Origin of the sequence: Saccharothrix sp. S26 (assembly GCF_021390395.1) — a bacterium.
Taxonomy (GTDB): Bacteria; Actinomycetota; Actinomycetes; order Mycobacteriales; family Pseudonocardiaceae; genus Actinosynnema.
The window spans coordinates 138,055-163,656 of the sequence record NZ_JAJUWT010000024.1 but is presented as its reverse complement, the minus strand read 5'-3'; the positions used below and the strand labels follow the sequence as shown (position 1 = coordinate 163,656).

Genomic DNA, 25,602 nt, shown 5'->3' with positions numbered 1-25,602 from the left:
ACCCACGTCACAGAGGCGGGTCAACGGGTTGCGTTGCGTGGCCATTGTGCGGAGGGGCACCGACAGAACCAGGGGTTTGGCGCGTCACTCGTTCGGGCACTTGTTCGGGGAGTCGCGCTTTCAGGGCAGGAAGCAGTGGCACGAAAAACGGTGGGGCCCCTCGGCTGAGGGGTCCCACCGTCGTCAGCGCGGGCCTTCGAGTTACCAAGCGTGCAACTCGTGTCGTACCGACCTGGCCTCGGCGTCCGGCGTCCCGGTACGCAGGCCCTAGACGACAAGCCTCCCGCGGCGTGCTGCGCGTGGGTGTCTCGAAGTCCGCGCACGGAGCTCCGTCGGGGTGGACGCTGCTTCTCTTCCGCTTCGTCCCTGGCCGACCCGAGGTCCGCACTTCCTTTGTAGTGCGTGTCCGGCGTCACAGCAAGGGCTCGATGGGGTGCACCGTTCAAGCCACCGTAAGTAGCGGAAAGTCTTTTGTGACAGTGATTCCGTGCCTTTCGCGACCCCCGGTACCGCTGTCCGGGCCACGGCGGGGTGAATCAGCTCCGGCGGCGCCTGCGCAGGCCGTACCAGGCGACGCCGGCGGCCGTCGCCGCGCCCAACCCGATCGCGGTGACGGCGACCGCCGCGCCCGACGGGCGGGGGATGCGGGCCCGCAGCGACACGGGGTCGGAGAACGTCAGCACCGGCCAGCCGCGCTGGCCCGCGACGCGGCGCAGGGCGCGGTCCGGGTTGACCACCGTGGGGTGGCCGACGGCCTCCAGCAGCGGCAGGTCGGTGATGGAGTCGGAGTAGGCGTAGCAGCGGCTCAGGTCGTAGTCGTGCTGCTCGGCCAGTTGCTTCACCGCGATCGCCTTGTTCTCGCCCGCGCAGTAGAAGTCGACCTCGCCGGAGTAGCGGCCCTCCGCGACGACCATCCGGGTGCCCACGCTGTGCGTGGCGCCGACCATGGTGGAGATGGGCGCGACCAGCTCCTCACCGGAAGCGGACACCACGACCACGTCGTGACCCTCGCCCTTGTGGTCGGTGATGAGCTGCGTGGCCTCCTTGTAGACGAGGGGGTCGACGATGTCGTGCAGCGTCTCCTCGACGATCGAGCGGACCTGCTCGACGTCCCAGCCCTCGCAGAGCGCGGTGATGTGCGAGCGCATCCGGTCCATCTGGTCGGCGTCCGCGCCGGCCAGCATGAACACGAACTGCGCGTAGGCGCTCTTGAGCACCGCACGCCGGTTGATCAGGCCCTCTTGGAAGAAGGGCCGGCTGAACGCCAGCGTGCTCGACTTGGCGATGACGGTCTTGTCCAGGTCGAAGAACGCGGCGACTCGACTGCCTTCGGTGGCGTGCTCGGTCACCGGTCAAGCTTAAGCGGGGTGGGCCGCGCGAGCCGTCGACGGTAGTTCGCCACTTTACGAATCAGGTGTGCGGTCCATCGAAATTTGGTCTCCCTCTCACGAGAAGACACGCATGACCCTGTCCCGTGGGGATACAGTAGACGGGTCCGGCTCGACCGGACGGGTTCAGTCCGACCCCCCGGGACTGAACCAATGACGACCCCCGTCCCTCCCCCCTGGCGGGGGTCGTCCCATGTCCGGGGTCGGTTCTCCCGGGTCGTCGCGCTGGACCTCCGCGCACTTGCCCTCCTTCTTGCATCGAACCCCGATCTTTCGCCGCGCCGCGCGGGAAGACCGCCGTTCGGCGGTCCCCGGCGCGCCGAGTTGTCCACAGCCCATCCGGTTGTCCACATGTTGATCATGTGGCGTTGTGTCCTTCCTCACCGCCCGAGACCGTGGAACCCGCACCACCACAACGGAAGCGGGGAGGGCGGCATGAGGCGACCGGTGGCACTGGTGACGGACGCGGGGCTGGTGGAGGAGGTGCTGCACGCGGCGGCGGTCGTGGGCTGCGAGCTGGAGCGCGTGGTCGACGTGACGGCGTTGCGCGGGCGTTGGCAGGGCGCGGCGGCGCTGGTGCTGGACTTCGAGGCGGTCGTCGCGTGCGCCGGGTTCCCGCGCAGACCGGGGGTGCACGTGGTCGGCGCCGGTCCGCCGGGTGCGGAGGTGTGGCGGCGTGCCCTGGCGCTGGGCGCGGAGCAGGTGTTGGAGCTGCCCGCCGACCAGGAGCGGCTGCGGGCGGTGCTGGCCGACGCGTCGGAGGGCGGGCCGGTCGGCCAGGGCAGGGTGCTGGCGATCCTGGGCGCGCGCGGTGGTGCCGGGGCGTCCGTGCTGGCGGTGGCGGTGGGTCAAGCGGTGCTGGCGGCCGGGGGCCACGGGCTGCTCGTCGACTGCGACCCGTGGGGCGGTGGGCTCGACCTGATGTTGGGCGCGGAGCGGCAGGAAGGACTGCGGTGGCCGACCTTGCGGGTGACGGGCGGCCGCGTGCCCGCTTCGGCGCTGCGCTCGGCGCTGCCGGGCCGTTCGGGTGGGCGGGGCAGCCTGACCGTGCTCTCGTGCGGCCGGACCGGTCCGGGCCCCGAGCCGGACGCCGTGGTGGCCGTGGTCGAGGCGGGCAGGCGCGCGGGTGACACGGTCGTGTGCGACGTCCCGCGCCAACCGACCCCCGCCGCCTGCGCCGCCCTGGACCGCGCCGACCTGGCCGTGCTCGTGGTGCCTGCCGACGTGAAGGCGTGCATGGCGGCCAGGACGTTGATCGACCAGGCCACCGAACGGGGCGTGCGGCTGCAAGCCGTCGTCCGCGGCCCCGCCCCGGGCGGCCTGACCACCGCCCAAGTGGTGGCAGCGATCAACCTCCCCCTGCTGACCACCATGCGCCCCGAACCGGGCCTGGCCAGATCCCTGGACAACGGCCACTTCCCCGACTCCAACCGCGGCCCCCTGTCCAAAGCCGCCCGCAAAGTCCTGGCCGCCCTCCACACCGCCTAACCAACCACCACCTCACCCCACCACCCGGACTCCGGCTCCCATCCGCACTCCGCCTCCCGTCCGGACTCCGCCTCCTACCTGGGATCCAGCTTCCGCACGCGGCCCCACCGCCGCGTGGTCCTGCCACCGCACAGGCCCTGCACCCGGCGTGCCCTGCCTCCACACGCCTCCTGCCACCCCTCCACCTCACCGCCACGAAGCCCCCAGAACTCACCAACCTCACCGTCCTCACAGCGATCGGCCTCGCCATGCACTCGCTCCGGCCTTCCCCCACACCGCTCTCATCTGGCGAACTGCGGCCGCCAACCCTGCCGCCTCAACGGCGATCGGCCCCAGTCGTGCCCCTGCGGCCGGCGGTGCCTCACCACGGCTCCTGGCACCCACGTGCCTCACCGCCATGGGATCCACAGTGCTCACTACCCCCGCCGCCCCACAGCGATCGGCCTCGTCATGCATTCGACCGGCTCACCCCACCGCTCTCACCAGGCCGCACAACAGCCAACAGCCCGCCCTCCCAACAGCGGCCGGCCCCAGCCGACCGCGCCACCCACCAACACCACCCGTGGCCGGCCCACTGTGCCAACGGAGGTCGGCATCACTGAGGCTTACCGGCCCGCAACGACCCCAAGAAGCACCGGCCCGCCAGTGGCCGGTGACACCCCGAACCGGTGGGCCAACAGGAAACCGCCCCGAACCGCCGCGTCCTCGAGCGCGCGAACCGACCAAGCCCGCACTGCCAGAGCGATGAAGTCCCGACGAGAACTGGAGGTTGGACATGAGTTGTGATCGCGGCCCTCGGGTGACGCGGCATCCCCGGTTCCGGGAGCCGGTCCGGTTCCGCAGATGTCGGCCGGTGTTGCTGTCGACGTTGGTGCTGGCCGAGTTGTCCGCGTCCTTGCGCGCTGAGGTGGGTGACGGGCGGCAGGTCTTGGTCGAGGCGGCTCGGGACGTGGTGGAACGGCGGCCTCGGGCGTCGTGGAAGGAGGGATCGTGAACGACCTCGTTGAGCGCGTCCGGCTCCGTTTGGCCAGTGGGCGGGGGGATCTCACGTCGGCGGCCGTCGCGGCGGCGGTGCGGGGTGAGGCCGGTGGGGTGCTCGGTGACGAGGACGTCCAGCGGGCGCTCGCGGTGTTGCGGCAGGAGTTCGTCGGGGCCGGGCCGTTGGAGCCGTTGTTGCGCGATCCCGACACGACCGACGTCCTCGTCACGCGACCGGACCAGGTCTGGGTCGACGGGGTAGGCGGGTTGCGGCGCACCGACGTCACGTTCCCCGACGAGGCCGCGGTCCGCCGGCTCGCGCAGCGGCTCGCGGTGGTGGCCGGGCGGCGGTTGGACGACGCGTCGCCCTGCGTGGACGGGTGGTTGCCCGGCTCGGTGCGGTTGCACGCGGTGTTGCCGCCGATCTCGCCGTTCACCTGCCTGTCCTTGCGGGTCCTGCGGCCGGCGGTGCACGACCTGGCGACCCTGGAGGCGTGCGGCACGTTCGACCGGGTGGCGGCCGACCTGCTGCGGGCGGTCGTGGTGGCGCGGCAGGCGTTCCTGGTCGTCGGCGGCACGGGCTCGGGGAAGACGACGCTCCTCGCCGCCCTCCTGGGGTGCGTGCCGCACGACGAACGGGTGGTCTGCGTGGAAGACGCAGGCGAACTCCAGCCCGACCACCCGCAGGTGGTCCGGCTGCTGGCCCGCGGGCCGAACGTCGAGGGCGCGGGCGAGGTGACGATGCGCGACCTGGTCCGGCAGGCGTTGCGGATGCGGCCCGACCGGATCGTGGTCGGGGAGGTGCGGGGCGCGGAGGTCTGCGACTTGCTGTCCTCGCTCAACACCGGGCACGACGGGGGCGCGGGGACGCTGCACGCCAACTCGCCGGCCGAGGTGCCCGCCCGGTTGGAGGCGTTGGCCGCGCTCGGCGGGCTCGACCGGCACGCCCTCCACAGCCAACTGGCCGCGGCGGTGAAGGTGGTGCTGCACATGCGCCGTGACGGCGACGGCAGCAGGCGGTTGGCCGAGATCGGCGTGTTGGAACGGCGGTCCGGGAACCTCGTCGTCCGGCCCGCGTGGCGGCGCGACGGCGGTTGGCAGGAGGCCGGTGCGGTGCTCGAACGCATGGTGGGGGCGTCATGAGCCTGCTGTTGCTGGCCGCAGCGTTGCTGGTGTTGCCCTCCGCGCACGCACGACGACGCCTTGCCGGGCTCAGGAGCGGACCGCGGTGGAAGCCGGTGAGGCCCAGTCGTGTGCTGGTCGTGCCGGCGGGGATCGCGCTGGGTGCGCTGGTGGGTGTCGGCGGGGCGATCGCGGGTGGGCTGCTGGCGGCGACCGTGTGGCGCACGTACCGGGAGACGGCTCGTCAACGTGATCACCTGGCGGCGTCCGGCGCGCTGGCGGACGGGCTGAAGGCGTTCGTCGCCGAGCTGAGGGCGGGCGCGCACCCGGCCAAGGCCGCGATGGGCGCGGCGGAGGACGCGGACCGGCCGGCGGCGGACGTCCTGCGGGCCATCGCGGCGACGTCGTCGCGGGGCGGTGACGTGGAGGCGGCGCTCGCCGACTTCCCGGACGCCCACCAGTTGGCCCGGGCCTGGCGGCTGTCGGCGGTGCACGGGGTGCCGTTGGCCGACGTGCTGGACGCGGTCCGGCGGGATCTTGACCGGCGCACCGCTTTCGCCGGCCAGGTCCACGCCCGCATGGCCGGTCCGCGGGCCGGGGCGGCGGTGTTGGCCGGGTTGCCGCTCCTCGGCGTGGTGCTCGGCGAACTCGGCGGTGCGGGGCCGCTGGCGGTCCTGTCCGGCACGCCGCCGGGGCAGGCCCTCCTGGTCGCCGGGGTGGTCCTGATCTGCGCCGGGTTGCGGTGGAGCGGTCGGTTGACCAGGCAGGTGATCGCATGAGCCTGCTGCTGCTCGCGCTGGCCGTCGTCGCGTTCCCCGCGCCGGGCCGGGCCGCGGCTCGACTGCGACCGAGGGTCAGGCGAAAACCCGAGCCCAAGGTTCGGCCGCCGGACCCGTTCGCCGCGGCGGCGACCTGGGACCTGCTGGCCGCCGCACTGCGGGCGGGTCTGCCGGTGGCCGGTGCGGTGCGCGCCGTGCTGCCGGGCGTCCCACCGGGGCCGGCCGATCGCCTGCGCGAGGTGGTCGACCTGCTGACGTTGGGCGCGGACCCGGTCCAGGCGTGGGCCAAAGCCCTCGCCCACCCCGACACCGCGCCGTTGGCGAGAGCGGCACGCCGCACGGCGCGGTCGGGCGCGGCGTTGGCCGGTGCGGCGGCGGACCTGGCGGCGGAAGCGCGGGCGCAGGTGGCCGACCAGGCCGAGGCCCGGGCGCAACGTGCCGCGGTGCTCGTGGCGGGGCCGCTGGCCCTGTGCTTCCTGCCCGCGTTCCTGTGCCTCGGTGTCGTGCCGGTGGTGCTCGGCATCGTCGCCGGCGTGAGCGACGACTGGTGAACGTCCACTGTGGAGTGAAGGAGAGAATGATGTTGGCAGTCAAGGAGAACCTGTCGGACGACCGCGGGATGTCGACGGTGGAGTACGCGATCGGCACGCTCGCCGCCGCGGCGCTCGCGTTGCTCCTGTACTCGCTGATGAGCGGTGACTGGGTGCAAGGACTGGTCCAAGCGCTGCTGCAACGGGCGTTCACGGTGGACGCGTGAGACGCGGGGTGCTCGGCGACGACCGGGGTGGGGTGACGGTCGAAGCGGCGGTGGCGGTGTGCGGGTTGGTCGCCGTGCTGGTGCTCGGGGTCGCGGCCGTGATGGCGGTGATCGGGCAGCTCCGGTGCACCGATGCGGCGCGGGAGGCGGCTCGGCTGGTCGCCCGGGGTGAGGGCGCACGGGTCTCCGGCGTGGTCGAGGCCATCGCGCCGGAAGGAGCGCAGTGGACGGTTCGGCGTGAGGGCGACACGGCGTCGGTGGAGGTTGTCGTCTCACGGCTGGGCATCGAGCTGCGGGCGTGGGCCTACGCGGTGGTGGAGCCCGGGGTGGCTGGTCGCTGATCCCGGGACCAAGGCCGGGTGGTCGATGAGAGGAGGGCGCGGAGCGGGCGGGAGGGGGCGGGGTGGAAGAGGCGGTCGCTGGGCGATCGGGTGAGGGCGGCGGCGGGTGCGAACCGCGGCGGGTGAGGGCGCGGGCGGTGAGGGCGGCGGCGGGTCAGGGTCCGGGAGGTGAGGGCGCGGGAGGTGGTGGTGCTGGGTGGGGCGGGAGGCCCGGGTCGTCGGTGGAGGCGAGAGGCGGCGCGGGCGCGGTGGGAGGAATGGGCCGGGCGGTGGTGGCCGGCGTGGTGGAGCGGGCTGGCGGAGGAGACGGTGGTGGCCGGGTGGAGGGAGAGGGGTGGCGGTTGGTGGGTCAGTGAAGGGTGGCGGTCCGGTGGGCGAAGGGCGGTTGGTGGGAAAGGCGGGAGTCGGTCGGTTGGTGGGCGACGGAGGAGGTGGTGGGTGGTGGGTGATCGGGGGTCGGCGTCGGTCGTGGCGGTGGTGGTGGCGGGGTTGTGGTTCGGGCTCGTGGTGGTCGGGGTGCAGGTAGGGGAGGTGCTCGTGGACCGGCGGCGGGTTGGTGCGGCGGCGGATCTCGGGGCGTTGGCGGCGGCTGGGCAGTTGGGTGGTGGGGGTGCGCACGCGTGCGCGCGGGCCGAGTGGGTGGTCGAGCGGATGGGTGGGCGGTTGGTCGCCTGCCTGGTCGAGGGATGGGAGGTGGAGGTCCAGGTCTCCGGTGAGGTGGCGGTGTTCGGCGCGGTCAGCGCGCGGGCACGGGCAGGTCCGGCTGAACCGTGACCCCGGGCCGGCGCGACGAACGGTCGCCCGTCGACGGTGAGCGGACTCACACGACCGCAGATTCGCGGCTTGGTGGTGGGTGAGCGGTCGGCACGGCGTTCTGCCGCACGCCCCCGCGGGCTGCGCTCGCCGTGCCACAACGACCAGTTGCCGACAGGCGGGTTACCAAAACCGCCGGTCATGGCGTTAGTTCAAGTGGCGGCACCGACACGGTGTCGAACACCACGCGACACGGTGTCGTGGACGCAGGACGCAGGAGGCGAACGAAAGATGGAGTGGTCGGATAGCTGGCGCGGGGCCTTCCGCATCGAGCTGCGCGCAGAGGCGGTCAACCTCGCGTGGCACGGGTGGCCTGTGCTGCCGGGCACCTATCCGGCGGGTGACCGGTGGGCCGGGCGCGACGGCGTCGAGGACACCGGGCCGGTCCCGGTGCACGACGACTGGCAGGAGCGCATCGGCACGAAGGCGGAGCAGGTCGCCACCTGGTGGGCGGGCCACTCCTACAGCATCCTGCTGGCCACCGGCCACGGCGTGGACGCCGTCGAGGTGAGCGCCGACCTCGGCCGCCGCGCCGCGGTCGAGCTGCGTGCCGCGGGCGTCCCGGTGCCGATCGTGGCCACGCCCGAGGGGCGCTGGATGTTCCTGGTCGCCTCGGGCGGCACGCCGGTCACCGACGAGGGCGTCAAGCACCACGGCCAGGGCGAGTACGTCCCGCTGCCGCCCAGCCCTGGCCAGGTCGGCGTCGTGCACTGGCGGGTCAAGCCGCAGATCTGCGCGTGGCAGCTGCCGCACGTGGACGTGGTCCGCGAGGCCCTGCTCCAGGCCGCCGACCGCACCTCCGACTACGGCCTGGTCACCGCCGACAGGTCGTGACCGACGTGGCCGTGCCGGACGTCGTGGCGTCTCTCCCCGACCACCCCGAGCACGACGTCCAGCACGGCCACACCGCCCGCCTTGTCCAGCGGATCGTTGCCATTCCCGCACTTCGGCGACTGCACGCAGGACGGGCACCCGGCCGGACACGCGCAAGCCGCGATGGCCTCCCTAGTAGCGACCAACCACGGGACTACCGCGTTGAACCCGCGGTCGGCGAACCCGGCTCCCCCGGGATGACCGTCGTGCACGAACACCGTCGCCTCCCCGGTGTCCTGGTGCAGAGCGGTCGAGACCCCGCCGATGTCCCAACGGTCACAGGTCGCGAAGAGCGGTAGCAGGCCGATCGCCGCGTGTTCGGCGGCATGCAGTGCGCCGGGGACGCGCGCCGGAGTCAGACCGGCGCCCCCCGGCGCACTGCCCAACAACTCCGCCGACACCGTGTACCAGACCGCCCGCGTCACCAACGTCTGCGCGGGCAGCGACAACGGCACCGAGTCGATCACCTGACCGGACGGCAGCTTGCGCAGGTAGCCGACCACCTGCGAGGTCACCTCCACCTCGCCGAGGCACACCGTCACCCCCTCGAACGAGCGCTGCTCCAGCACCCGCACCACAGAGATGTCCTTCGTGTCCCGGGCGGTCGTCGTCCAGTCCGGCTTCTCCGCGTGCACCATCGCCAGACCCGCGTCCAGGTCGAGCTCGTCCACCACGTACGACTCGCCCTGGTGCAGGTAGACGGCCCCGGAGTGCACCTGCCAGCACGCCGAGCCGGGGTCGACCGTGCCGAGCATCCGCCCCGAGTCGGCCTCCACCACCACGACCTGCTCGCCGCCGGACCCGCGGATGTCCACGTCGCCGTGCGGCCGGTCGTGCGAGGTCCAGTACCAGCCGTTCGGCCGCCGCCGCAGCACCCGCCGCGCCGTCATGTCCTCCACCACGGCCAGCGCCGCCGCACCGCCGAACGACTCCAGCGACTCCGGCGTCAGCGGCAGCTCGGCCGCCGCGCACGCCAACTGCGGCTCCAGCACGTACGGGTTCGTCGGGTCCAGCACCGTCGCCTCGACCGGCTTGTCCAGCACCGCCGACGGGTTGTGCACCAGGTAGGTGTCCAACGGGTCGTCCCGCGCCACGAACACGACCAGGGCGTCACCGTCCCCGGTCCGCCCCGCCCGCCCGGCCTGCTGCCAGAACGACGCCAGCGTGCCCGGGAAACCGGCCACCACCACGGCGTCCAACCCGACGATGTCCACGCCGAGCTCCAACGCGTTCGTCGTCGCCACGCCCAGCAGCTCGCCCGACGACACGGCCCGCTCCAACGCCCGCCGCTCCTCGGGCAGGTACCCGCCCCGGTAGGCGGCCACCCGCGACGCCAACGACGGGTCGACCTCCGACAGCACCCGCCGCGCGCCCAACGCGGTCAGCTCCGCACCCACCCGCGACCGCACGAACGCCAACGACCGCGCGCCCTCCACCACCAGGTCGGCCAGGATCCGCGCCGTCTCCGCGCCCGCCGACCGCCGCACCGGCGCACCGTTCTCGCCCTCCAGGTCGTCCAGCAGCGGCGGTTCCCACAACGCCACCGTCCGCCCGGCGCGCGGCGAGCCGTCCTCCGTCACCGCCTCGCACGGCGCACCGAGCAGGGCCGCGGCCGACGCCGCCGGGTCGGCCACCGTCGCCGACGCCAGCACGAACACCGGGTCCGCGCCGTAGCGCTGCGCGACCCGCCGCAGCCGGCGCAGCAACAGCGCCACGTGCGAACCGAAAACACCCCGGTAGGTGTGGCACTCGTCGACCACCACGTACGACAGCCGGCGCAGGAACCTGATCCACCGGGCGTGGTTGGGCAGCACGCCCCGGTGCAGCATGTCCGGGTTGCTGAACACCCAGTTGGCGTGCGCGCGCACCCAATCGCGTTCCGCCATCGGCGTGTCACCGTCGAACGACGCGGCGCGCACGCCCGGCACGCCCAAACCGGTCACCGATCTCAACTGGTCCGCGCCCAACGCCTTCGTCGGCGAGAGGTACAGAGCTGTTGCCTTCGGATCAACTGTCAACGCGCTGAGGACCGGCAATTGGTACGCGAGCGATTTTCCCGACGCGGTGCCGGTCGCCACGACCACGTGTGATCCGGACCACGCGTGCGTCGCCGCTTCCACCTGGTGCCGCCACGGTTGCGCCACACCGCGTCGCACCAGCGCGGACACCACCGGTTCGGGCGCCCACGACGGCCACGGGACGGGTCGCGCGGGCCGGGGCGGCTGCTCTTCGGTGTGCGTCAACGGCGATTCGCCCGCCGGGACACCGGCGAGGACGCGGTCCAGCAAACGTCGTCCCTGGTTCGCCACGGGGCGCAGCTTCGCACACCTGTCCGACAGCCGAACCCTGCCTGTGCGGATAACGGTGTGTGTACGGATCGGGACTGATCGTTGCCTCCTTGCGCACTATGAATAGACTCCGCCGCTATCGCATCCAATGAGGGGTGCATCACGTTGTGTCGGGGCTGACAGTCGCGTGAGTGACCCGCCTCACACCAGCGGGATGGCCCCGGATTGGGCTTGGAAAACTCACCAGGAGGACGGATGTCCCGGCAATTCCTCGCGGAGGGCCTAGAGCTCTCCGGAGGTGATCGCGGCCTCGTCGCCGTGGTCGCCGTGGTCGCCCTGGCTGCCCTGGCCGTGGGCTACGTGCTGCTCCGGGAGGTGCTGGCCGCGGGCCAGGGCACCTCCAAGATGCAGGACATCGCCAAGGCGGTCCAAGAGGGCGCGGCGGCCTACCTCAACCGGCAGTTCCGAACGCTCGGCATCTTCGTCGTCATCGTGTTCGTGTTGCTGTTCGCGCTGCCGGCCGAGGACATCGGCGAGCGGATCGGCAGGTCGCTGTTCTTCCTCGTCGGCGCCGGCTTCTCCGCCGTCATCGGCTACCTCGGCATGTGGCTGTCGACCCGCGCGAACGTGCGCGTCGCCGCCGCGGCCAAGGAGGACGGCGGCCGGGAGAAGGCCATGCGGATCGCGTTCCGCACCGGCGGCGTGGTCGGCATGTTCACCGTCGGCCTCGGCCTGTTCGGCGCGGCCCTGGTCGTGTTCGTCTACGTCGGCCAGGCGCCCCGGGTGCTGGAGGGCTTCGGCTTCGGCGCGGCCCTGCTCGCCATGTTCATGCGGGTCGGCGGCGGCATCTTCACCAAGGCCGCCGACGTCGGCGCGGACCTGGTCGGCAAGGTCGAGCAGGGCATCCCCGAGGACGACCCGCGCAACGCCGCGACCATCGCCGACAACGTGGGCGACAACGTCGGCGACTGCGCCGGCATGGCGGCGGACCTGTTCGAGTCCTACGCCGTCACCCTGGTGGCGTCGCTGATCCTCGGCACGGCCGCGTTCGGCGCGAAGGGCCTGCTGTTCCCGCTGATCGTCCCGGCGATCGGCGTGCTCACCGCGGTCATCGGCGTCTACATCACCAGCGCGCGGACCGGCGAGAACGGCCTCACCGCGATCAACCGCTCGTTCTACATCTCGGCGGTCATCTCGGCGGTGCTGTGCACGGTGGCGGCGTTCGTCTTCCTGCCCAGCTCGTTCGCGGGCCTCGCGGGCGTGTCCGAGGAGATCGCGGGCACGTCGGGCAACCCGGCCCTCATCGCCGCCGTCGCGGTGATCATCGGCATCGTGCTGGCGGGCGTCATCCTGTGGCTGACCGGCTACTTCACCGGCACCGAGCACAAGCCGGTCAAGGAGGTCGGCCGCACCTCGCTCACCGGCGCGGCGACGGTCATCCTGTCCGGCATCTCGGTCGGCTTCGAGTCGGCGGTCTACACCGCGCTGGTCATCGGCGGCGCGGTCTACGGCGCGTTCCTGCTGTCCGGTTCGGTGGTCGTGTCGCTGTTCGCGGTCGCGCTGGCCGGCTGCGGCCTGTTGACCACGGTCGGCGTCATCGTGGCCATGGACACCTTCGGCCCGGTCTCCGACAACGCGCAGGGCATCGCCGAGATGTCCGGTGACGTGGACGGCGAGGGCGCGCAGATCCTCACCGAGCTCGACGCCGTGGGCAACACCACCAAGGCGATCACCAAGGGCATCGCGATCGCCACCGCGGTGCTGGCGGCGACCGCGCTGTTCGGCTCCTACAAGGACGCCATCGAGCAGGCGCTGCGGGACGTGCAGGTGGGCCTCGCCGACGTGCCGGTGTCGTTCACCAACGTGGTGTTCAGCCCGAACGTGCTGGTCGGCGTCGTGATCGGCGCGGCCGTCGTGTTCATGTTCTCCGGCCTCGCGGTCAACGCGGTGACCCGCGCGGCGGGCGCGATCGTGTTCGAGGTGCGCCGCCAGTTCCGCGAGAACCCCGGGATCATGGACGGCACGGTCAAGCCGGAGTACGGCAAGGTCGTCGACATCTGCACGAAGGACTCGCTGCGCGAGCTGGCCACCCCCGGCCTGCTCGCGGTGCTGGCGCCGATCGCGGTCGGCTTCGGCCTCGGCGTCGGCCCGCTGGCCGGGTACCTGGCCGGCGCGATCGCCACCGGCACGCTGATGGCGGTGTTCCTGGCCAACTCCGGTGGTGCCTGGGACAACGCGAAGAAGCTGGTCGAGGACGGCAACCACGGCGGCAAGGGCTCCGACGCCCACGCCGCCACCGTCATCGGCGACACGGTCGGCGACCCGTTCAAGGACACCGCCGGCCCGGCCATCAACCCGCTGATCAAGGTGATGAACCTGGTCTCGGTGCTGATCGCGCCCGCCATCGTCGGCTTCACCGTCGGCGCGGGCGAGTCGGCGGGCATCCGCTACGCCATCGCGATCGTGGCGGCGGTGGTCATCGTGGCGGCCGTGGTCGTGTCCAAGCGGCGCGGCACGGCGATCGCCGACGCCCCGGCGGAGGCCACCACCTCCGCGTGACGTGACGTGCGGGCAGGGGCGGGGTGCCGCGGTCGGGGCACCCCGCCCTCGCACGTCCAAGGGCAGGTCGGGTGGGCGCGTCCGGAAGGGGGCACACTGTTCGGTGAACGCCGAGACGGAGGGGGAGCACCCTGATGAGACTTCTTCCGCTGGTCGCCGCGACCGCCGTGGTCGTGGCGGTCGCCGGGTGCGGGTCCGGGGGTGACTCGACCGCGCCCACGTCCTCCTCCTCCGCGCCGTCGGACGCGGCGGCGGTCGCGTACATGGACAAGGTGTGCACGGCCGCGGCGTCGTTCGCCTCGGTGCCGAAGACGCCGCCGCAGTTGGACGCGAACGACCCGGCCAAGCTCAAGGCCGACATGGGCGCGTACATGGGCCAGATGGCCGACGCGTTCGGCCAGACCGCCGCGAAGCTGCGCGGCGTCGGCCCGTCCCCGGTGCCGGGCGGTGACCAGCAGGTGGAGCAGATGGCGGCCACGTTCACCGACATCGCGAAGAACTTCACCGACGCGAAGGCGGCCATCGAGGCGGCGGACGCCAACGACCCGGTGGGCGGGTTGCAGGCCGCCGGTGAGGCCATCACCCGCCTGGATGATTTCGTGGCACCGCTGAAGCAGCTCGAGGCGTCACCGGAGCTGTCGGAGGCGGCCGAGAAGGCGGAGTCCTGCCAGGACCTGCGGACGTTCCGGCCGTCGGAATCGCCCGCACCGACGTCGTAGTACGTTGCCCCCTCACCATTTTCACCCGATTTGGGGGGCTTTCCTGTGAAGCACCGTGTCGCGCTCGCCGGCGTGTTCGCCGCCGTCCTGGTCACGGCCGCGTGCGGCGGTGGTGGCGCTTCGTCGTCCTCGGCCGGCGGGTCGTCGGCAACCACCACGACCACCACCGCGGCGGCCAACGCCGACCCCGTCAAGTGGACGGGCACGTTCTGCGAGGGCATCGGGCCCACGATCGAGGGCGTGCTGTCGCTGCTGAAGACGATGTTCGAGGGCGGCGCGGAGGACCCGGCCGTGCAGAAGGCCGCGCTGCTCGACTACAGCTCCAAGGCGGGCACGTCGCTGTCCGCGGCGGGCGAGAAGCTCGAGGACCTCGGCGCGCCGTCGGCCGAGAGCCAGGAGCTGCACGACGAGCTGGTCAAGTTCTTCACCGACTCGGGCAAGACGTTGGCCCAGGTCAACACCGAGCTGGCCGCGCTGGACCCGGCCGACCCGGAGTTCTCGACCAAGCTGGAGCAGCTGGGCGGCGACCAGGCCGACCCGTCCAAGCTCCAGGAGCAGATCAAGAAGCTCCAGGACGACCCGAAGCTCGGCGAGGCGTTCAAGCAGGCCCCGGAGTGCGTGGCGATGCAGGACACGCTGAAGGGCCTGGGCGGCTGACACCGCTGGGACGCGTGGGAAACGTGGGGCAGGTGGTTCAGCCCTTCGGAGACTGGCCGTGGTCGAACGTGTGTTCTACGCTGCGTCTTCGTGGGGCAACTGTCCTTCTACTCGGCCGAGGCGAGACAGCCTTGCGTCGGTGACCTGGCGGGCCTGCTGTGCGGGCCCGGCCGGGCGCTGGGCTTCGCCCGCGGACGTGCGGCCCGGGTGTCGGTGACCGTCGACACCCGGGACCGGGCCGTCGCGGTGGCCGCGGCGCTGGCCGAGCGGGGCGTGCAGGCCCGGGTCGAGCTGGTCAGGACGCCGGTCCTGGTCGAGGCCGCCGAGGACGAGCCCGTGCCCGCCGACGAGCCCGGGGCCGCCGAGCCCGCCGAGCCGGAGGCGGTCGCGGACGAGGACGTGCCCGACGAGGACGTGCCCGACGAGCCGCTGGACGACGTGGTCGACCTGCCCGTCGACGACGAGCCGGACGGCTTCGCGCCCGTCGTGATCGGGGCGGGCCGCAGCCGCCCGGCCGAGCCGGTGGCCGAGCCCGCGGAGCCCGACACCGGACCGACCTGGCCCGTGGCCGACGAGCCCGTCGAGGACGAGCCGGTCGTCACGGAGTCGTGGCAGGTCACGACGGCTTTCCGCACCGATCTGGCCGGGTTGGCCGCGCAGTGGCTCGACGGCGACGGCAAGGTCGTCCCGCCCGACTTCACGCTGGACGGCGCGGCCCTGCGGCTGTGGGCGCTGGCCTCCGGCCGGTGGGTCGAGTCCGGCTCCGGCTACCTCCTCGGCCTGGACCCCGACGCCCCCGACACGCACGAACCCTTGCGAAAAGCATTGGCCACGTCGGGCCTGCCCTCGACACTCTTGACCGGGAAAGCCGGGGGACCGGCGCTGCGCGTCGCCGGCAGACGGCGCCTGGAACGGCTCGCGGAGCTGGTCGGACGTGCGCCGACGGGCGTCGCGGAGCGCACCTGGCCGGCCGCGTAGCGCGTCGGGTTGGCAGAGGATCCGGCACAGTTGTGTCACCCTGTCCCGACCAGGGCTGCCCAGCGGCGACAAAGGACAGTGCACACTGGCGGGTCGGGACACAGTGTTCGAAGAGAGCGGGACGGCGTGGCTGGATCGACACGGGCGAGGAAGACAAACGGGGGATCAGCGAGCGGCAACCGGCGGTTGGTGATCGTCGAGTCGCCCGCGAAGGCGCGGAAGATCGCGTCCTACCTCGGCAACGACTTCGTCGTGGAGTCATCCAAGGGGCACATCAGGGACCTGCCCCGCGGCGCGGCCGACGTGCCCGCCAAGTACAAGGGCATGTCGTGGGCCCGGCTCGGGGTGGACGTCGACCACGGCTTCGAGCCGCTCTACGTCGTCACGCCGGACAAGAAGTCGACCGTCGCCGAGCTGAAAGAGCTGCTCAAGGACGTCGACGAGCTGTACCTCGCGACAGACGGCGACCGCGAGGGCGAGGCCATCGCCTGGCACCTGCTGGACACGCTGAAGCCGAAGGTCCCGGTCCGGCGGATGGTGTTCCACGAGATCACCGAGCCCGCGATCCTCGCCGCCGCCGCGAACCCGCGCGACCTGGACCAGGACCTGGTCGACGCCCAGGAGACCCGCCGCATCCTCGACCGCCTCTACGGCTACGAGGTCAGCCCGGTGCTGTGGAAGAAGGTCATGCCGAAGCTCTCGGCGGGCCGCGTGCAGTCCGTGGCGACCCGGATCGTGGTCGAGCGCGAGCGCGAGCGGATGAAGTTCGTCACCGCCTCGTACTGGGACGTCTCGGCGACCATGGACGCGGGCGAGGACGCCTCGCCGCGCACGTTCGGCGCGCGGCTGGTCGCGGTCGACGGCACCCGCCTGGCCGCGGGCCGCGACTTCGGCCCCGACGGCAGGCTCAAGGCCTCCTCCGACGTCCGCGTGCTGGACGAGGCGCAGGCCAGGACCATCGCGGACGGCCTGGTCAACGCCACGATGACGGTCTCCTCGGTGGAGGAGAAGCCGTACACGCGCAAGCCGTACGCGCCGTTCATGACCTCCACGCTCCAGCAGGAGGCGGGCCGCAAGCTGCGGTTCTCCGCGGACCGGACCATGCGCACCGCGCAGAAGCTGTACGAGAACGGCTACATCACCTACATGCGCACCGACAGCACGACGCTGTCGGAGACGGCGATCGCGGCGGCGCGGGCGCAGGCCACCGAGCTGTACGGCTCGCAGTTCGTGTCCAAGGAGCCCCGCCAGTACACGCGCAAGGTCAAGAACGCGCAGGAGGCCCACGAGGCCATCCGCCCGGCCGGCGAGGTGTTCCGGACCCCCGGCCAGGTGGCCCGTGAGCTGGAGTCCGACGAGTTCAAGCTCTACGAGCTGATCTGGCAGCGCACGATCGCCTCCCAGATGGCCGACGCCCGCGGCAACACCACGTCCGTGCGCATCTCCGGCACGACGGCGGGCGGCGAGGACGTCACGTTCGCCGCCTCCGGCCGCACGATCACGTTCGCGGGCTTCCTGAAGGCCTACGTGGAGACGGTCGACTCGGAGGCGGGCGGCGAGTCCGACGACGCCGAGTCGCGCCTGCCGCAGCTGGTCAAGGACCAGTCGCTGCTGGCGGCCGAGCTGTCCGCGGACGGCCACTCGACCAGCCCGCCGCCGCGCTTCACCGAGGCGAGCCTGATCAAGACGATGGAGGAGCTGGGCATCGGCCGCCCCTCCACCTACGCCTCGATCATCAGCACCGTCCAGGACCGCGGCTACGTGTGGAAGAAGGGCTCCGCCCTGGTCCCGTCGTGGGTGGCGTTCGCCGTGGTCGGGCTGCTGGAGCAGCACTTCGGCCGGCTGGTCGACTACGACTTCACCGCCGCGCTGGAGGACGAGCTCGACGGCATCGCCGCCGGGCGCCAGGAGCGCACCACCTGGCTGTCCGGGTTCTACTTCGGCGGCAACGTCGGCCCGGAGTCGTCGGTCGGCCGGTCGGGCGGGCTGAAGAAGCTGGTCGGCTCCAGCGTCGAGGAGATCGACGCGCGTGAGGTCAACTCGATCCCGCTGTTCCCCGACCTGGAGGGCCGCACGGTCTACGTCCGGGTCGGCCGCTACGGGCCGTACCTGGAGCGCGAGGTCGAGGGCGAGGACGGCGCGGTCAGCGCGCAGCGGGCGAACCTGCCCGACGACCTGCCGCCGGACGAGCTGAACCGCGAGGTCGCGGAGAAGCTGTTCGCCACGCCGCAGGAGGGCCGCTCGCTGGGCACGGACCCGGTCACCGGGCACGAGATCGTGGCCAAGGAAGGCCGGTTCGGGCCGTACGTCACCGAGGTCCTGCCGGAGGCGCCCGAGGGCGCGAAGAAGGCGCCGAAGCCGCGCACCGGCTCGCTGTTCAAGTCGATGTCGCTGGACACGGTGACGCTGGACGACGCGCTGAAGCTGCTGTCGCTGCCGCGGGTGGTCGGCAAGGACCCGGAGACGGGCGCGGAGATCACCGCGCAGAACGGCCGGTACGGGCCCTACCTGAAGAAGGGCACCGACTCGCGGTCGCTGACCAGCGAGGACCAGTTGTTCACGGTCACCCTCGACGAGGCGTTGAAGATCTACGCCGAGCCGAAGAAGCGGGGCCGGGCCGCGGCGGCGCCGCCGTTGAAGGAGCTGGGCGCGGACCCGGTCTCGGGCAAGCCGATGGTGGTCAAGGAGGGCCGGTTCGGCCCGTACGTGACCGACGGCGAGACCAACGCGTCGCTGCGCAAGTCCGACAGCGTCGAGGGCCTTTCCGACGAGCGGGCGGCCGAGCTGCTGGCCGAGAAGCGGGCCAAGGGGCCGACGACGAAGAAGAAGGCCCCGGCGGCCAAGAAGGCGCCCGCGCGCAAGAAGGCCCCGGCGAAGTCGAAGAGCTAGGGGAGGCGGGGCGGTGGACGAGCTGAGCGCCGGTCGACCCGGCCACGACGGCACGCAGCCGCCCCCGCCCCCGCCGCTGTTCGCCGACCCGCTCGCGGGCCTGGTGACGGGCGAGCAGCGCTACCGGCCGCCCGAGGCGGTGGTCCCGGTCGTGCCGCCGCCACCCGGCCCGGTGGACGTGCCACCGACACGTGCGGCGGCCCGGCGGCCGGCTCAGCCCAGTTCACGGCCGGTGCGGGCACCCGTGCGGCAAGAGCGGGGACAGCCCGCGGAGCCGGTCCGGCGCGCGCCGGGGCGCGTGGTCGTCGAACAGGGGCCGAAGAAGAGCAGGGCGGGCCTCATCGGGTGCCTGGTCGCGCTCGCCACGCTCAGCGGGCTGCTGTTCACCGTGGTGCGTGAGATCATCGGAGCAGTGGTCGACCTACTGCGATGATCTCGCTTCGGTCACCCGAACGGCGGATGTGGTCAGGCGGGTGAATCGGTCCGGCTACCCTGACTGCCTGCACCATCGGCGGGGGTGAGCACCATCCAAGAAGGCGGCACTGCGGCCTCGACCAGCCACCGGATTCGCAGCGTGTTGGCGATCCGGCCGTTCCGCAGGCTCTGGGGTGTCACCTATCTGTGCAGCGTCGGTGACTGGCTGTCACTGCTGGCCTTGACGGGCCTGGTCACCAAGATGATGGACAGCTACCAGTGGCAGAGCTTCTCGCTCAGCCTGGTCGTGCTCACCCAGCTGCTGCCCGGCATCCTGTTCGCCCCGCTGGGCGGCGTGCTCGCGGACCGGTTCGACCGCCGCAAGATCATGGTGGTCTGCGACCTGCTGCGCGGTGGCCTGTTCATCTCGATCGCCCTGGTCGGCACGGCGTGGTGGCTGTTCATCGCGAACTTCCTGGTCGGTTGCTGCGCGATGCTGTGGATCCCGGCCAAGGACTCGGCCGTGCCGAACCTGCTGCGCCGGCCCGACCAGGTGGAGACGGCCAACCAGCTCGGCTTGGTGATGACCTACGGCATCTCGGTCATCTCCGGCGCCGGCCTGTACTCGATCATCTCCGGCATCCCCGGCTACCTGGGCCTGCAGAACAGCGACCTCGAGTTCCGCATCGCGACCATCGCGGTCATGGTCAACGGCGCGCTGTACGTGACCTCGGCCATCATCGTGGCCACCCGCATCCCGGAGCTGTCGGGCCGGATCGCCGCGGTCAAGCGCACCCGGGAGAACGGCGAGGCGCCCGGCTTCTTCGCCATGCTGCGCGACGGCATGAAGTACGCGGCCCGCACGCCGCTGGTCCGCGGCCTGGTCATCGGCATGATCGGCGCGTTCGCCGCGGCCGGCGCGGTGATCGGCACGGCCACCCCCTACTCGCTGTCGCTGCTGGGCGGCGACTCCACGTTCGGCCTGCTGTTCGTGGCCGTGTTCGCGGGCCTGGCGCTGGGCATGGCCACCGCGCCGCGGATGGCCCGGCGGCTGCCCTACGACCGGCTGTTCGGCGTCACGATCCTGGTCGCCGGCGTGAGCCTGCTGTTCGTGGCGTTCGCGCCGCACCTGTGGGTGGCGCTGGTCGCGGTCGCGTGCGTCGGGGCGTCGGCGGGCATGGCGTTCCTCACGGGCCTGACCATCGTCGGCTCGCAGGTCGAGGACGCGATGCGCGGCCGGACCGTGGCGCTGCTCCAGTCGCTGCTCAAGGTGGTGCTGTTCGCCTCGTCGGCCGCCGCGCCCCTGCTGGTCACGCTGGTGCAGAAGCGGACGGTCACGATCTTCGGTCACCCGATGGTGGTGGACGGCACGCGCCCGGTGATGTTCGGCGCGGGCGTGATCGCCGCGCTGCTCGGGCTGATCGCCTACCGGCAGATGGACAACCGGCGGTCCGAGCCGTTCCTGTCCGACCTGCTCGCCGCGCTGCGCGGGCGGGCGCGGCGGACCGGCGGCGTGCTCATCGCGGTCGAGGGCGACACCCGGCAGGACACGTCCGTGCAGGCCAGGCGGCTGGCCGAGGCGTTGCGGGAGACCGGCCGGGAGGTCGTGCTGGCCTCCGACCCGGACCTGGACGAGCAGCGGTTGCGCAACCTGCTGTCCACCGCCGACCTGGCCGGGGTGCGGGCGCACGCGCTGGTGGCCGCCGCCGTGCGCGCCGACGTGGTGGAACGCGAGGTGCGGCCCGCGCTGGACAACGGCGCGCTGGTCGTCATGGAGCGGTACGTGGACAGCCCGCTGGCGCACTTCAGCGCGGCGGGCAGCGTGGAGCCGCGCGAGGTGGAGGGCCTGGTCGACTGGGCCACCGGGCGGCTGCGGCCGGACATGACCGTGCTGCTGGACCGGACGCCGTCGCAGGTGCGGGCCTCCGGCGGCACGCTGGACACCGTCGAGCACCACTGGCGGGTGCAGAAGCTGCTCACCGACATGGCCTCGGCCGACCCGGAGCGCTACGTCGTGGTCGACGCCGACGGCACCCCGGACGAGGTCGCCGAACGGGTGCGGTCCGCGGTGCTGCCGCTGCTGGCGCGGCGCACGCGGATGGCGGTCGAGCCGGTGGCGGAGACGTCCTGACGGCTCGGTACGGTCGCCTGGTGAACCGTGGTGTGTGGGGCGACGTCGTCGGCCAGCCCGAGGCGGTCGCGGTGCTGTCGGCGGCGGCGGAGGCCGCCGCGTCGATCGTGGCGGGCGGGTCGCCCGCGCCGGGTGCGATGACGCACGCGTGGCTGTTCACCGGACCGCCCGGCTCGGGTCGCTCGGTGGCGGCACGCGCGTTCGCCGCCGCCTTGCAGTGCACCGCCGTGGACGACCGGCCGGGCTGCGGCTCGTGCGCGGGCTGCCACACCACGATCGCCGGCACGCACGCCGACGTGCGCGTGGTCGCGCCCGAGGGCCTGTCGATCTCGGTGGCCGAGATGCGGTCGCTGGTGCAGGTCTCGGCCCGTCGCCCGACGTCCGGCCGCTGGCAGGTGGTGATCATCGCCGACGCCGACCGGCTCACCGAGGGCGCGGCGAACGCGCTGCTCAAGGCGGTCGAGGAACCGCCGGCCCGGACCGTGTTCCTGCTGTGCGCGCCGTCGGACCACCCCGAGGACGTGTCGGTGACCATCCGGTCGCGGTGCCGGATCGTGTCGCTGGCCACCCCCCGCACCGCGTCGATCGCGTCGGCGCTGGAGGACGAGGGCGTGGCGCCGGAGGTGGCGTCGTGGGCCGCCTCGGTGTGCGGCGGGCACGTGGGCCGGGCGCGGCGGCTGGCCACCGACGAGGAGTCGCGGGCGCGGCGCGAGGCCGTGCTGCGGATCCCGCTGGCGTTGCGCCGGCCCGCGGACATCTTCACGTGCGCCGACCAGCTCGTGTCGGCCGCCGAGGCGGACGCGCTGACCGCCAACGAGGGCCGTGACCAGGCCGAGCGCGAGGCGTTGGAGACCGCCATGGGCGCCGGCGGCACGGGCAAGGGCACGGCCGCCGCCACCCGCGGGGCCAAGGGCGCGATCAAGGACCTGGAGAAGCGGCAGAAGTCGCGCGCCACCCGGACCCAGCGCGACTCGCTGGACCAGGCCCTGGTCGACCTGGCCGCGTTCTACCGGGACGTGCTGGTGACCGCGACGGGCGCGACCGCCGCGCTCAACCACCCCGACCGGGAACAGGACGCGCGGTCGGCGGCCTCGGCGTGGACGCCGGAGTCGACGTTGCGCCGGCTGGAGGCCGTGCTGAGCTGCCGGACCGCGCTGGAGCAGAACGTGAAGCCGCGCATCGCCATCGAGGCCATGCTCACCACGCTCCAGCGGGGCTGAGCGTCACGTGGTCTTCGCCGTCGGCCGGCGGCGGGTCGGCAGGGCGGCGACCACGACCACGCCGACCAGCAGCAGGGCCGTGCCGGTCCAGAAGATCGGGACAGTCTTGTACGCCGCGTTCGTGTAGGCCAACGGCTGGCCCTTCTTCGGCGGGGCGGCCTGCCCGCCACCACCCGGCGGGGCCTGCGCCGGAGCGCACACCACGCCGCCGTTCGGGGCCGCCGCGCGCACGATCTGCTCACCCAGGGACACCTGCGCCAGCGCCGACGGCAGGTTCGGCAGACCGAGGGCGTCGGTCGGCAGCAGCTGGAGGTCGAGCAGGCGCGCGGTGGCCCCGAGCATGAACCCCTTGATGGTCGGGCCGCCCTGCTGGAGGGGGCCGTCCAGCTCCACGTCGCGCTGGTTGAGCTGGGCGATCTGCAACCGCAGCACCCCGATGTCGAGCTTGGGCAGGCCCTCGGCGAGCGCACCGACCAGCGGCAGCTCCTGCCCCGCCGTGACGCCGATCGGGACGTCCAGCTTCGGGTTGGCCGCGTCGAGCGTGCCGAGCTCCTTGCCGCCCTGGCTGACCCGAAGCACGGGTGCGGTGTAGCTGATCGCGGACGTGGCCCGGTCGCCGGTGGACAGCGCGACCAGCGTCGGTTGGCTCACCACGTCGATCCGGATCTCCGCCGGCGTGCCGGCCAGGAGCCGGACGCCGGCCGCCTGGAGCGTGGACGTCGACCTGACGGCCTTGTTCGGGCTGCCGGGCAGGTCGACCAGCTCCACCGTGGACCGGGCGCTGAGCGTGTCGGGAAGGCTGAGCAGCGATCCGTTCGCGCCGGTGTCGGGCGTGCCGGAGAGCAGACCGCCCAGTTGGCTCAGCGGCGCGGTGAGCTGCTTGACGTTGTCGATCAGCGACTGCTTGGCGGCGGCGTCGAGCTTCGGCGTGTCCTGGGTGAGCAGGCCGGTCAAGTCGGGTGTCGCGGGCAGGGCGGGGATGGCGTTGAGCACGCTGAGGGACGCGACGGAGGTCTTGGCGTCGGCGAGCGGTTGGACGCACGGGCCCAGCTCGTCGTGCCAGCGGGCGTGCGCGCTGCCGTTGAGCAGGCCGACCTTGAGCAGGGCGTCCAGCGGGGTGGCGGGTGGTGTGAGGCCGCCGGTGACCGGCTCGGCGTTGTCCGGCGAGGCCGTCTGCACGAGTGTGCCCGGCGTCTGCGGCGCCCGGCCCTGGACGGCGAAGCCCAGCGGCGAGGCCTGCGCGACCGACCGTTCGTAGGACAGGTACGCCTCGGTGTTGGCCTGGGCGGAGGCGAGCCCGACACCGATCTCCGCCGCCGACTGCTTGGGCAGCTGCTCGCCGAAGCCGGGCAGGATCGTGCCGGTGGGCGTCGAGTCGGGGGCCAGCCTGACCACGGCCAGGCCGGTGCCCGCGTCGCCGATCGCGTGCGTGGGCGGGGTCGGCCCGGCGGACGCCGGCGGCTGGGCCGGGTCACGCGGTCCGGGCACCGGCGTCGTCGCCGGCTGGGCGAGGGCGGGAGCGGCGCAGAGCGCGACCAGCATCGCGGCGGCGGGCACGGCCATCAGGCGCATGTGGTCGGACCTCCATGACTGCGACGTCATCGCGCGACGCCGCGTGAGCACCGTCACTGTGGGGCTAACGAGCCACCCCCGGTTCGGTGACGCCGGTGACGTCGGCTATAGTTGTCGCGTCTCGCCGCCTTAGCTCAGTCGGCCAGAGCGGCTCACTCGTAATGAGCAGGTCATCGGTTCGATTCCGATAGGCGGCTCGGTGAGATAGGGACCAGGTCAGCGCGTCTGACCTGGTCCTTTTTCATTCCCCAGGCTGGTGACGAGCTGTAGGGCTGCACCGTCTCGGGCGTCGTGTGTGCCCGAAGTGTGCCCATCGGGCCCGGTGGACCGGCGCGGGACGAGCTGAGCCGCTGCCTCTGCCGCCCGGTGCGCGACCTCGGGCAGCACGCTCGTGTAGATGTCCGACGTGATCGTGATGGACGAGTGACCAAGCATCTCCTGCACGGTCTTCAGGTCAGCGCCACCAGCGAGCGCGAGCGTGGCCGCACCGTGCCGGAGGTCGTGCAGCCGGACCGGAGGCAGGTCCGAGGTCCGCACGATCTTCTCGAACGCCTCGGACACCTTGCCGGGGTGCAGCAGGGTGCCGTCAGCCTCGGTGAACACGCGGCCGGTGTCGATCCACGCTTCGCCCCACTTCAGCTTCTCGGCGGCCTGCTGCGCCTTGTGGGCACGCAGCACCTTGACCGTCTCGCCGTCCAAGGCGATCACGCGAGCACCGCTGGACGTCTTCGGGTCGCCCTCCTCGACCTCCCAGCCGTCGAGCACGAGCTGAGTCGCCACCGTCGCCGTCTTCGCGTCCAGATCGACGTCAGCCCACCGGAGGCCGCACGCCTCGCCTCGGCGCATGCCTCGGAAGGTGATCAGGTGGTAGAGCGCGTACAGCCGGTCCTCGTGGACCAGGTCGAGGAAGTCGCCGGTCTGCTCCGGAGTCCAGACCATGACCGGTGACGGCTTTTCCCCGGTCCGCCGCCACTGCTCGACGCGGTCAGCCGTCCACACGAGCGCCTTGGGACGCTTGGCGGGGTCAAGCTCGACGTGGGCGGCAGGGTTGAACGTGATGATCTGCTGCGCGATGGCGTCGTTCAAGGCTGCTCGCAGCGTTGCGCGCAGCCGGTGCTGTGCGGCCGGTCCGGTCGTTCGGCGGAACGGCGGCATCTCCCGGAGCTGCGCGCGGAGTGCGCGCTGTTCCGCTCGCCTGGTCGCCTGCTTGCGCGCGTCATCCACCGCTCGACGTGCGGCGTTCGCCGAGATGATCTCGTCGTTGTTCTCCGCGATCTTGGCGAACATCTCGTTCAGGTGGCTCACCCGGAGCCGGTTCAGCGGGACGTGCCCGATGAGCGGCTTCAGGTGCACCCTGATCGCCGATTCGTAGTGCCTGCGGCTGGTCTTGCGGATGCGCTTGCCCGGTAGCCACTGGTCCAGCCACTCGCCGACCGTCATCCGGCTGACGAGGCTTTGACCGGTTCGCAAACGGCGCGTCGTCTCCTCGTGGTCGGGGATCGGCTGCTTGCTGTCGGCGGCCACCTGGACGAGCAGCGCGGCGATTGCGTCACGGCCCTCGTCGTCGTCCTTGTCCAGGATCGCCAGGAGCGCTCGCACCTTGTCGAGGTCGGCTTGCGCCTTCTCCACGGTCGGG

The 25,602-nt window shown here is 72.4% G+C and carries 20 protein-coding genes and 1 tRNA gene; 17 read left to right on the top strand and 4 right to left on the bottom strand.

The genetic code is table 11. From position 1 onward, the window contains the following. Window positions 1-536: 536 nt before the first annotated feature. Window positions 537-1,349, bottom strand: a complete 813-nt coding sequence (locus LZG04_RS33110; protein ID WP_233824547.1) for an HAD-IB family hydrolase — start codon at window positions 1,347-1,349, stop codon at window positions 537-539. Between the two features lie 474 nt (window positions 1,350-1,823). On the opposite strand from LZG04_RS33110, the gene ssd reads away from it, so the two are divergent. The 8 genes from ssd (at window position 1,824) to LZG04_RS33065 (ending at window position 8,500) form a co-directional block, all read left to right on the top strand. Further along, on the top strand, window positions 1,824-2,876 hold the full coding sequence (gene ssd / locus LZG04_RS33105) for a septum site-determining protein Ssd (protein ID WP_233824545.1): 1,053 nt from the start codon (window positions 1,824-1,826) through the stop codon (window positions 2,874-2,876). Window positions 2,877-3,863: 987 nt separating this feature from the next. Next, complete coding sequence (locus tag LZG04_RS33100) at window positions 3,864-4,997, top strand: TadA family conjugal transfer-associated ATPase (protein ID WP_233824606.1); 1,134 nt, start codon at window positions 3,864-3,866, stop codon at window positions 4,995-4,997. Further along, entirely contained in the window at window positions 4,994-5,755 is a 762-nt protein-coding gene (locus tag LZG04_RS33095) for a type II secretion system F family protein (RefSeq protein ID WP_233824543.1), read from the top strand. Before LZG04_RS33100 ends, LZG04_RS33095 begins: the two co-directional genes overlap by 4 nt. Further along, complete coding sequence (locus LZG04_RS33090; protein WP_233824541.1) at window positions 5,752-6,306, top strand: type II secretion system F family protein; 555 nt, start codon at window positions 5,752-5,754, stop codon at window positions 6,304-6,306. The genes LZG04_RS33095 and LZG04_RS33090 overlap by 4 nt, the downstream gene beginning before the upstream one ends. A 29-nt stretch (window positions 6,307-6,335) precedes the next feature. Beyond that, the gene (locus LZG04_RS33085) at window positions 6,336-6,512 is read left to right on the top strand and encodes a DUF4244 domain-containing protein (RefSeq protein WP_233824539.1); all 177 of its coding nucleotides are present in this window, start codon (window positions 6,336-6,338) and stop codon (window positions 6,510-6,512) included. Then, window positions 6,509-6,853, top strand: coding sequence for a TadE family type IV pilus minor pilin (locus tag LZG04_RS33080; protein ID WP_233824537.1), 345 nt, complete (start codon window positions 6,509-6,511; stop codon window positions 6,851-6,853). Before LZG04_RS33085 ends, LZG04_RS33080 begins: the two co-directional genes overlap by 4 nt. Window positions 6,854-7,291: 438 nt before the next feature. After that, complete coding sequence (locus LZG04_RS42110) at window positions 7,292-7,627, top strand: Rv3654c family TadE-like protein (protein ID WP_308199614.1); 336 nt, start codon at window positions 7,292-7,294, stop codon at window positions 7,625-7,627. A gap of 270 nt (window positions 7,628-7,897) precedes the next feature. Continuing rightward, on the top strand, window positions 7,898-8,500 hold the full coding sequence (locus tag LZG04_RS33065; protein WP_233824535.1) for a bifunctional DNA primase/polymerase: 603 nt from the start codon (window positions 7,898-7,900) through the stop codon (window positions 8,498-8,500). On the opposite strand, the gene LZG04_RS33060 is transcribed toward LZG04_RS33065, so the two are convergent. Next, window positions 8,470-10,848, bottom strand: coding sequence for a DEAD/DEAH box helicase (locus tag LZG04_RS33060; protein ID WP_233824533.1), 2,379 nt, complete (start codon window positions 10,846-10,848; stop codon window positions 8,470-8,472). The genes LZG04_RS33065 and LZG04_RS33060 overlap by 31 nt on opposite strands. A gap of 234 nt (window positions 10,849-11,082) precedes the next feature. Here LZG04_RS33060 and LZG04_RS33055 point away from each other — a divergent pair, with 234 nt between their 5' ends. From LZG04_RS33055 to LZG04_RS33020, 8 genes are all read left to right on the top strand, one after another. Next, window positions 11,083-13,386 (top strand): sodium-translocating pyrophosphatase, encoded by a 2,304-nt coding sequence (locus LZG04_RS33055; protein WP_233824531.1) that lies wholly within the window; start codon window positions 11,083-11,085, stop codon window positions 13,384-13,386. A gap of 134 nt (window positions 13,387-13,520) precedes the next feature. Then, window positions 13,521-14,105: a hypothetical protein gene (locus tag LZG04_RS33050; protein WP_233824529.1), complete on the top strand. Its 585-nt coding sequence runs from the start codon at window positions 13,521-13,523 to the stop codon at window positions 14,103-14,105. A 45-nt stretch (window positions 14,106-14,150) separates the two neighbouring features. Continuing rightward, entirely contained in the window at window positions 14,151-14,762 is a 612-nt protein-coding gene (locus LZG04_RS33045; RefSeq protein WP_233824526.1) for a hypothetical protein, read from the top strand. A gap of 90 nt (window positions 14,763-14,852) precedes the next feature. Further along, entirely contained in the window at window positions 14,853-15,740 is an 888-nt protein-coding gene (locus LZG04_RS33040) for a hypothetical protein (protein ID WP_233824524.1), read from the top strand. Window positions 15,741-15,866: 126 nt separating this feature from the next. Next, entirely contained in the window at window positions 15,867-18,629 is a 2,763-nt protein-coding gene (gene topA / locus LZG04_RS33035; RefSeq protein WP_233824522.1) for a type I DNA topoisomerase, read from the top strand. Between the two features lie 13 nt (window positions 18,630-18,642). Next, a complete protein-coding gene (locus LZG04_RS33030) occupies window positions 18,643-19,062 on the top strand; it encodes a hypothetical protein (RefSeq protein ID WP_233824520.1) in 420 nt (139 codons plus the stop codon). 84 nt (window positions 19,063-19,146) lie between these two features. Continuing rightward, window positions 19,147-21,174, top strand: a complete 2,028-nt coding sequence (locus LZG04_RS33025; protein WP_233824518.1) for a dTMP kinase — start codon at window positions 19,147-19,149, stop codon at window positions 21,172-21,174. A 20-nt stretch (window positions 21,175-21,194) separates the two neighbouring features. Further along, window positions 21,195-22,394: a DNA polymerase III subunit delta' gene (locus LZG04_RS33020; protein ID WP_233824515.1), complete on the top strand. Its 1,200-nt coding sequence runs from the start codon at window positions 21,195-21,197 to the stop codon at window positions 22,392-22,394. Between the two features lie 3 nt (window positions 22,395-22,397). On the opposite strand, the gene LZG04_RS33015 is transcribed toward LZG04_RS33020, so the two are convergent. Further along, the gene (locus LZG04_RS33015; RefSeq protein ID WP_233824513.1) at window positions 22,398-23,966 is read right to left on the bottom strand and encodes a hypothetical protein; all 1,569 of its coding nucleotides are present in this window, start codon (window positions 23,964-23,966) and stop codon (window positions 22,398-22,400) included. Between the two features lie 123 nt (window positions 23,967-24,089). Here LZG04_RS33015 and LZG04_RS33010 point away from each other — a divergent pair. Next, window positions 24,090-24,163: transfer RNA gene (locus LZG04_RS33010), tRNA-Thr, on the top strand. Between the two features lie 19 nt (window positions 24,164-24,182). Here the strand turns inward: LZG04_RS33010 and xerC are convergent. After that, complete coding sequence (xerC, locus tag LZG04_RS33005; protein ID WP_233824511.1) at window positions 24,183-25,595, bottom strand: tyrosine-type recombinase/integrase; 1,413 nt, start codon at window positions 25,593-25,595, stop codon at window positions 24,183-24,185. Window positions 25,596-25,602: the final 7 nt, after the last annotated feature.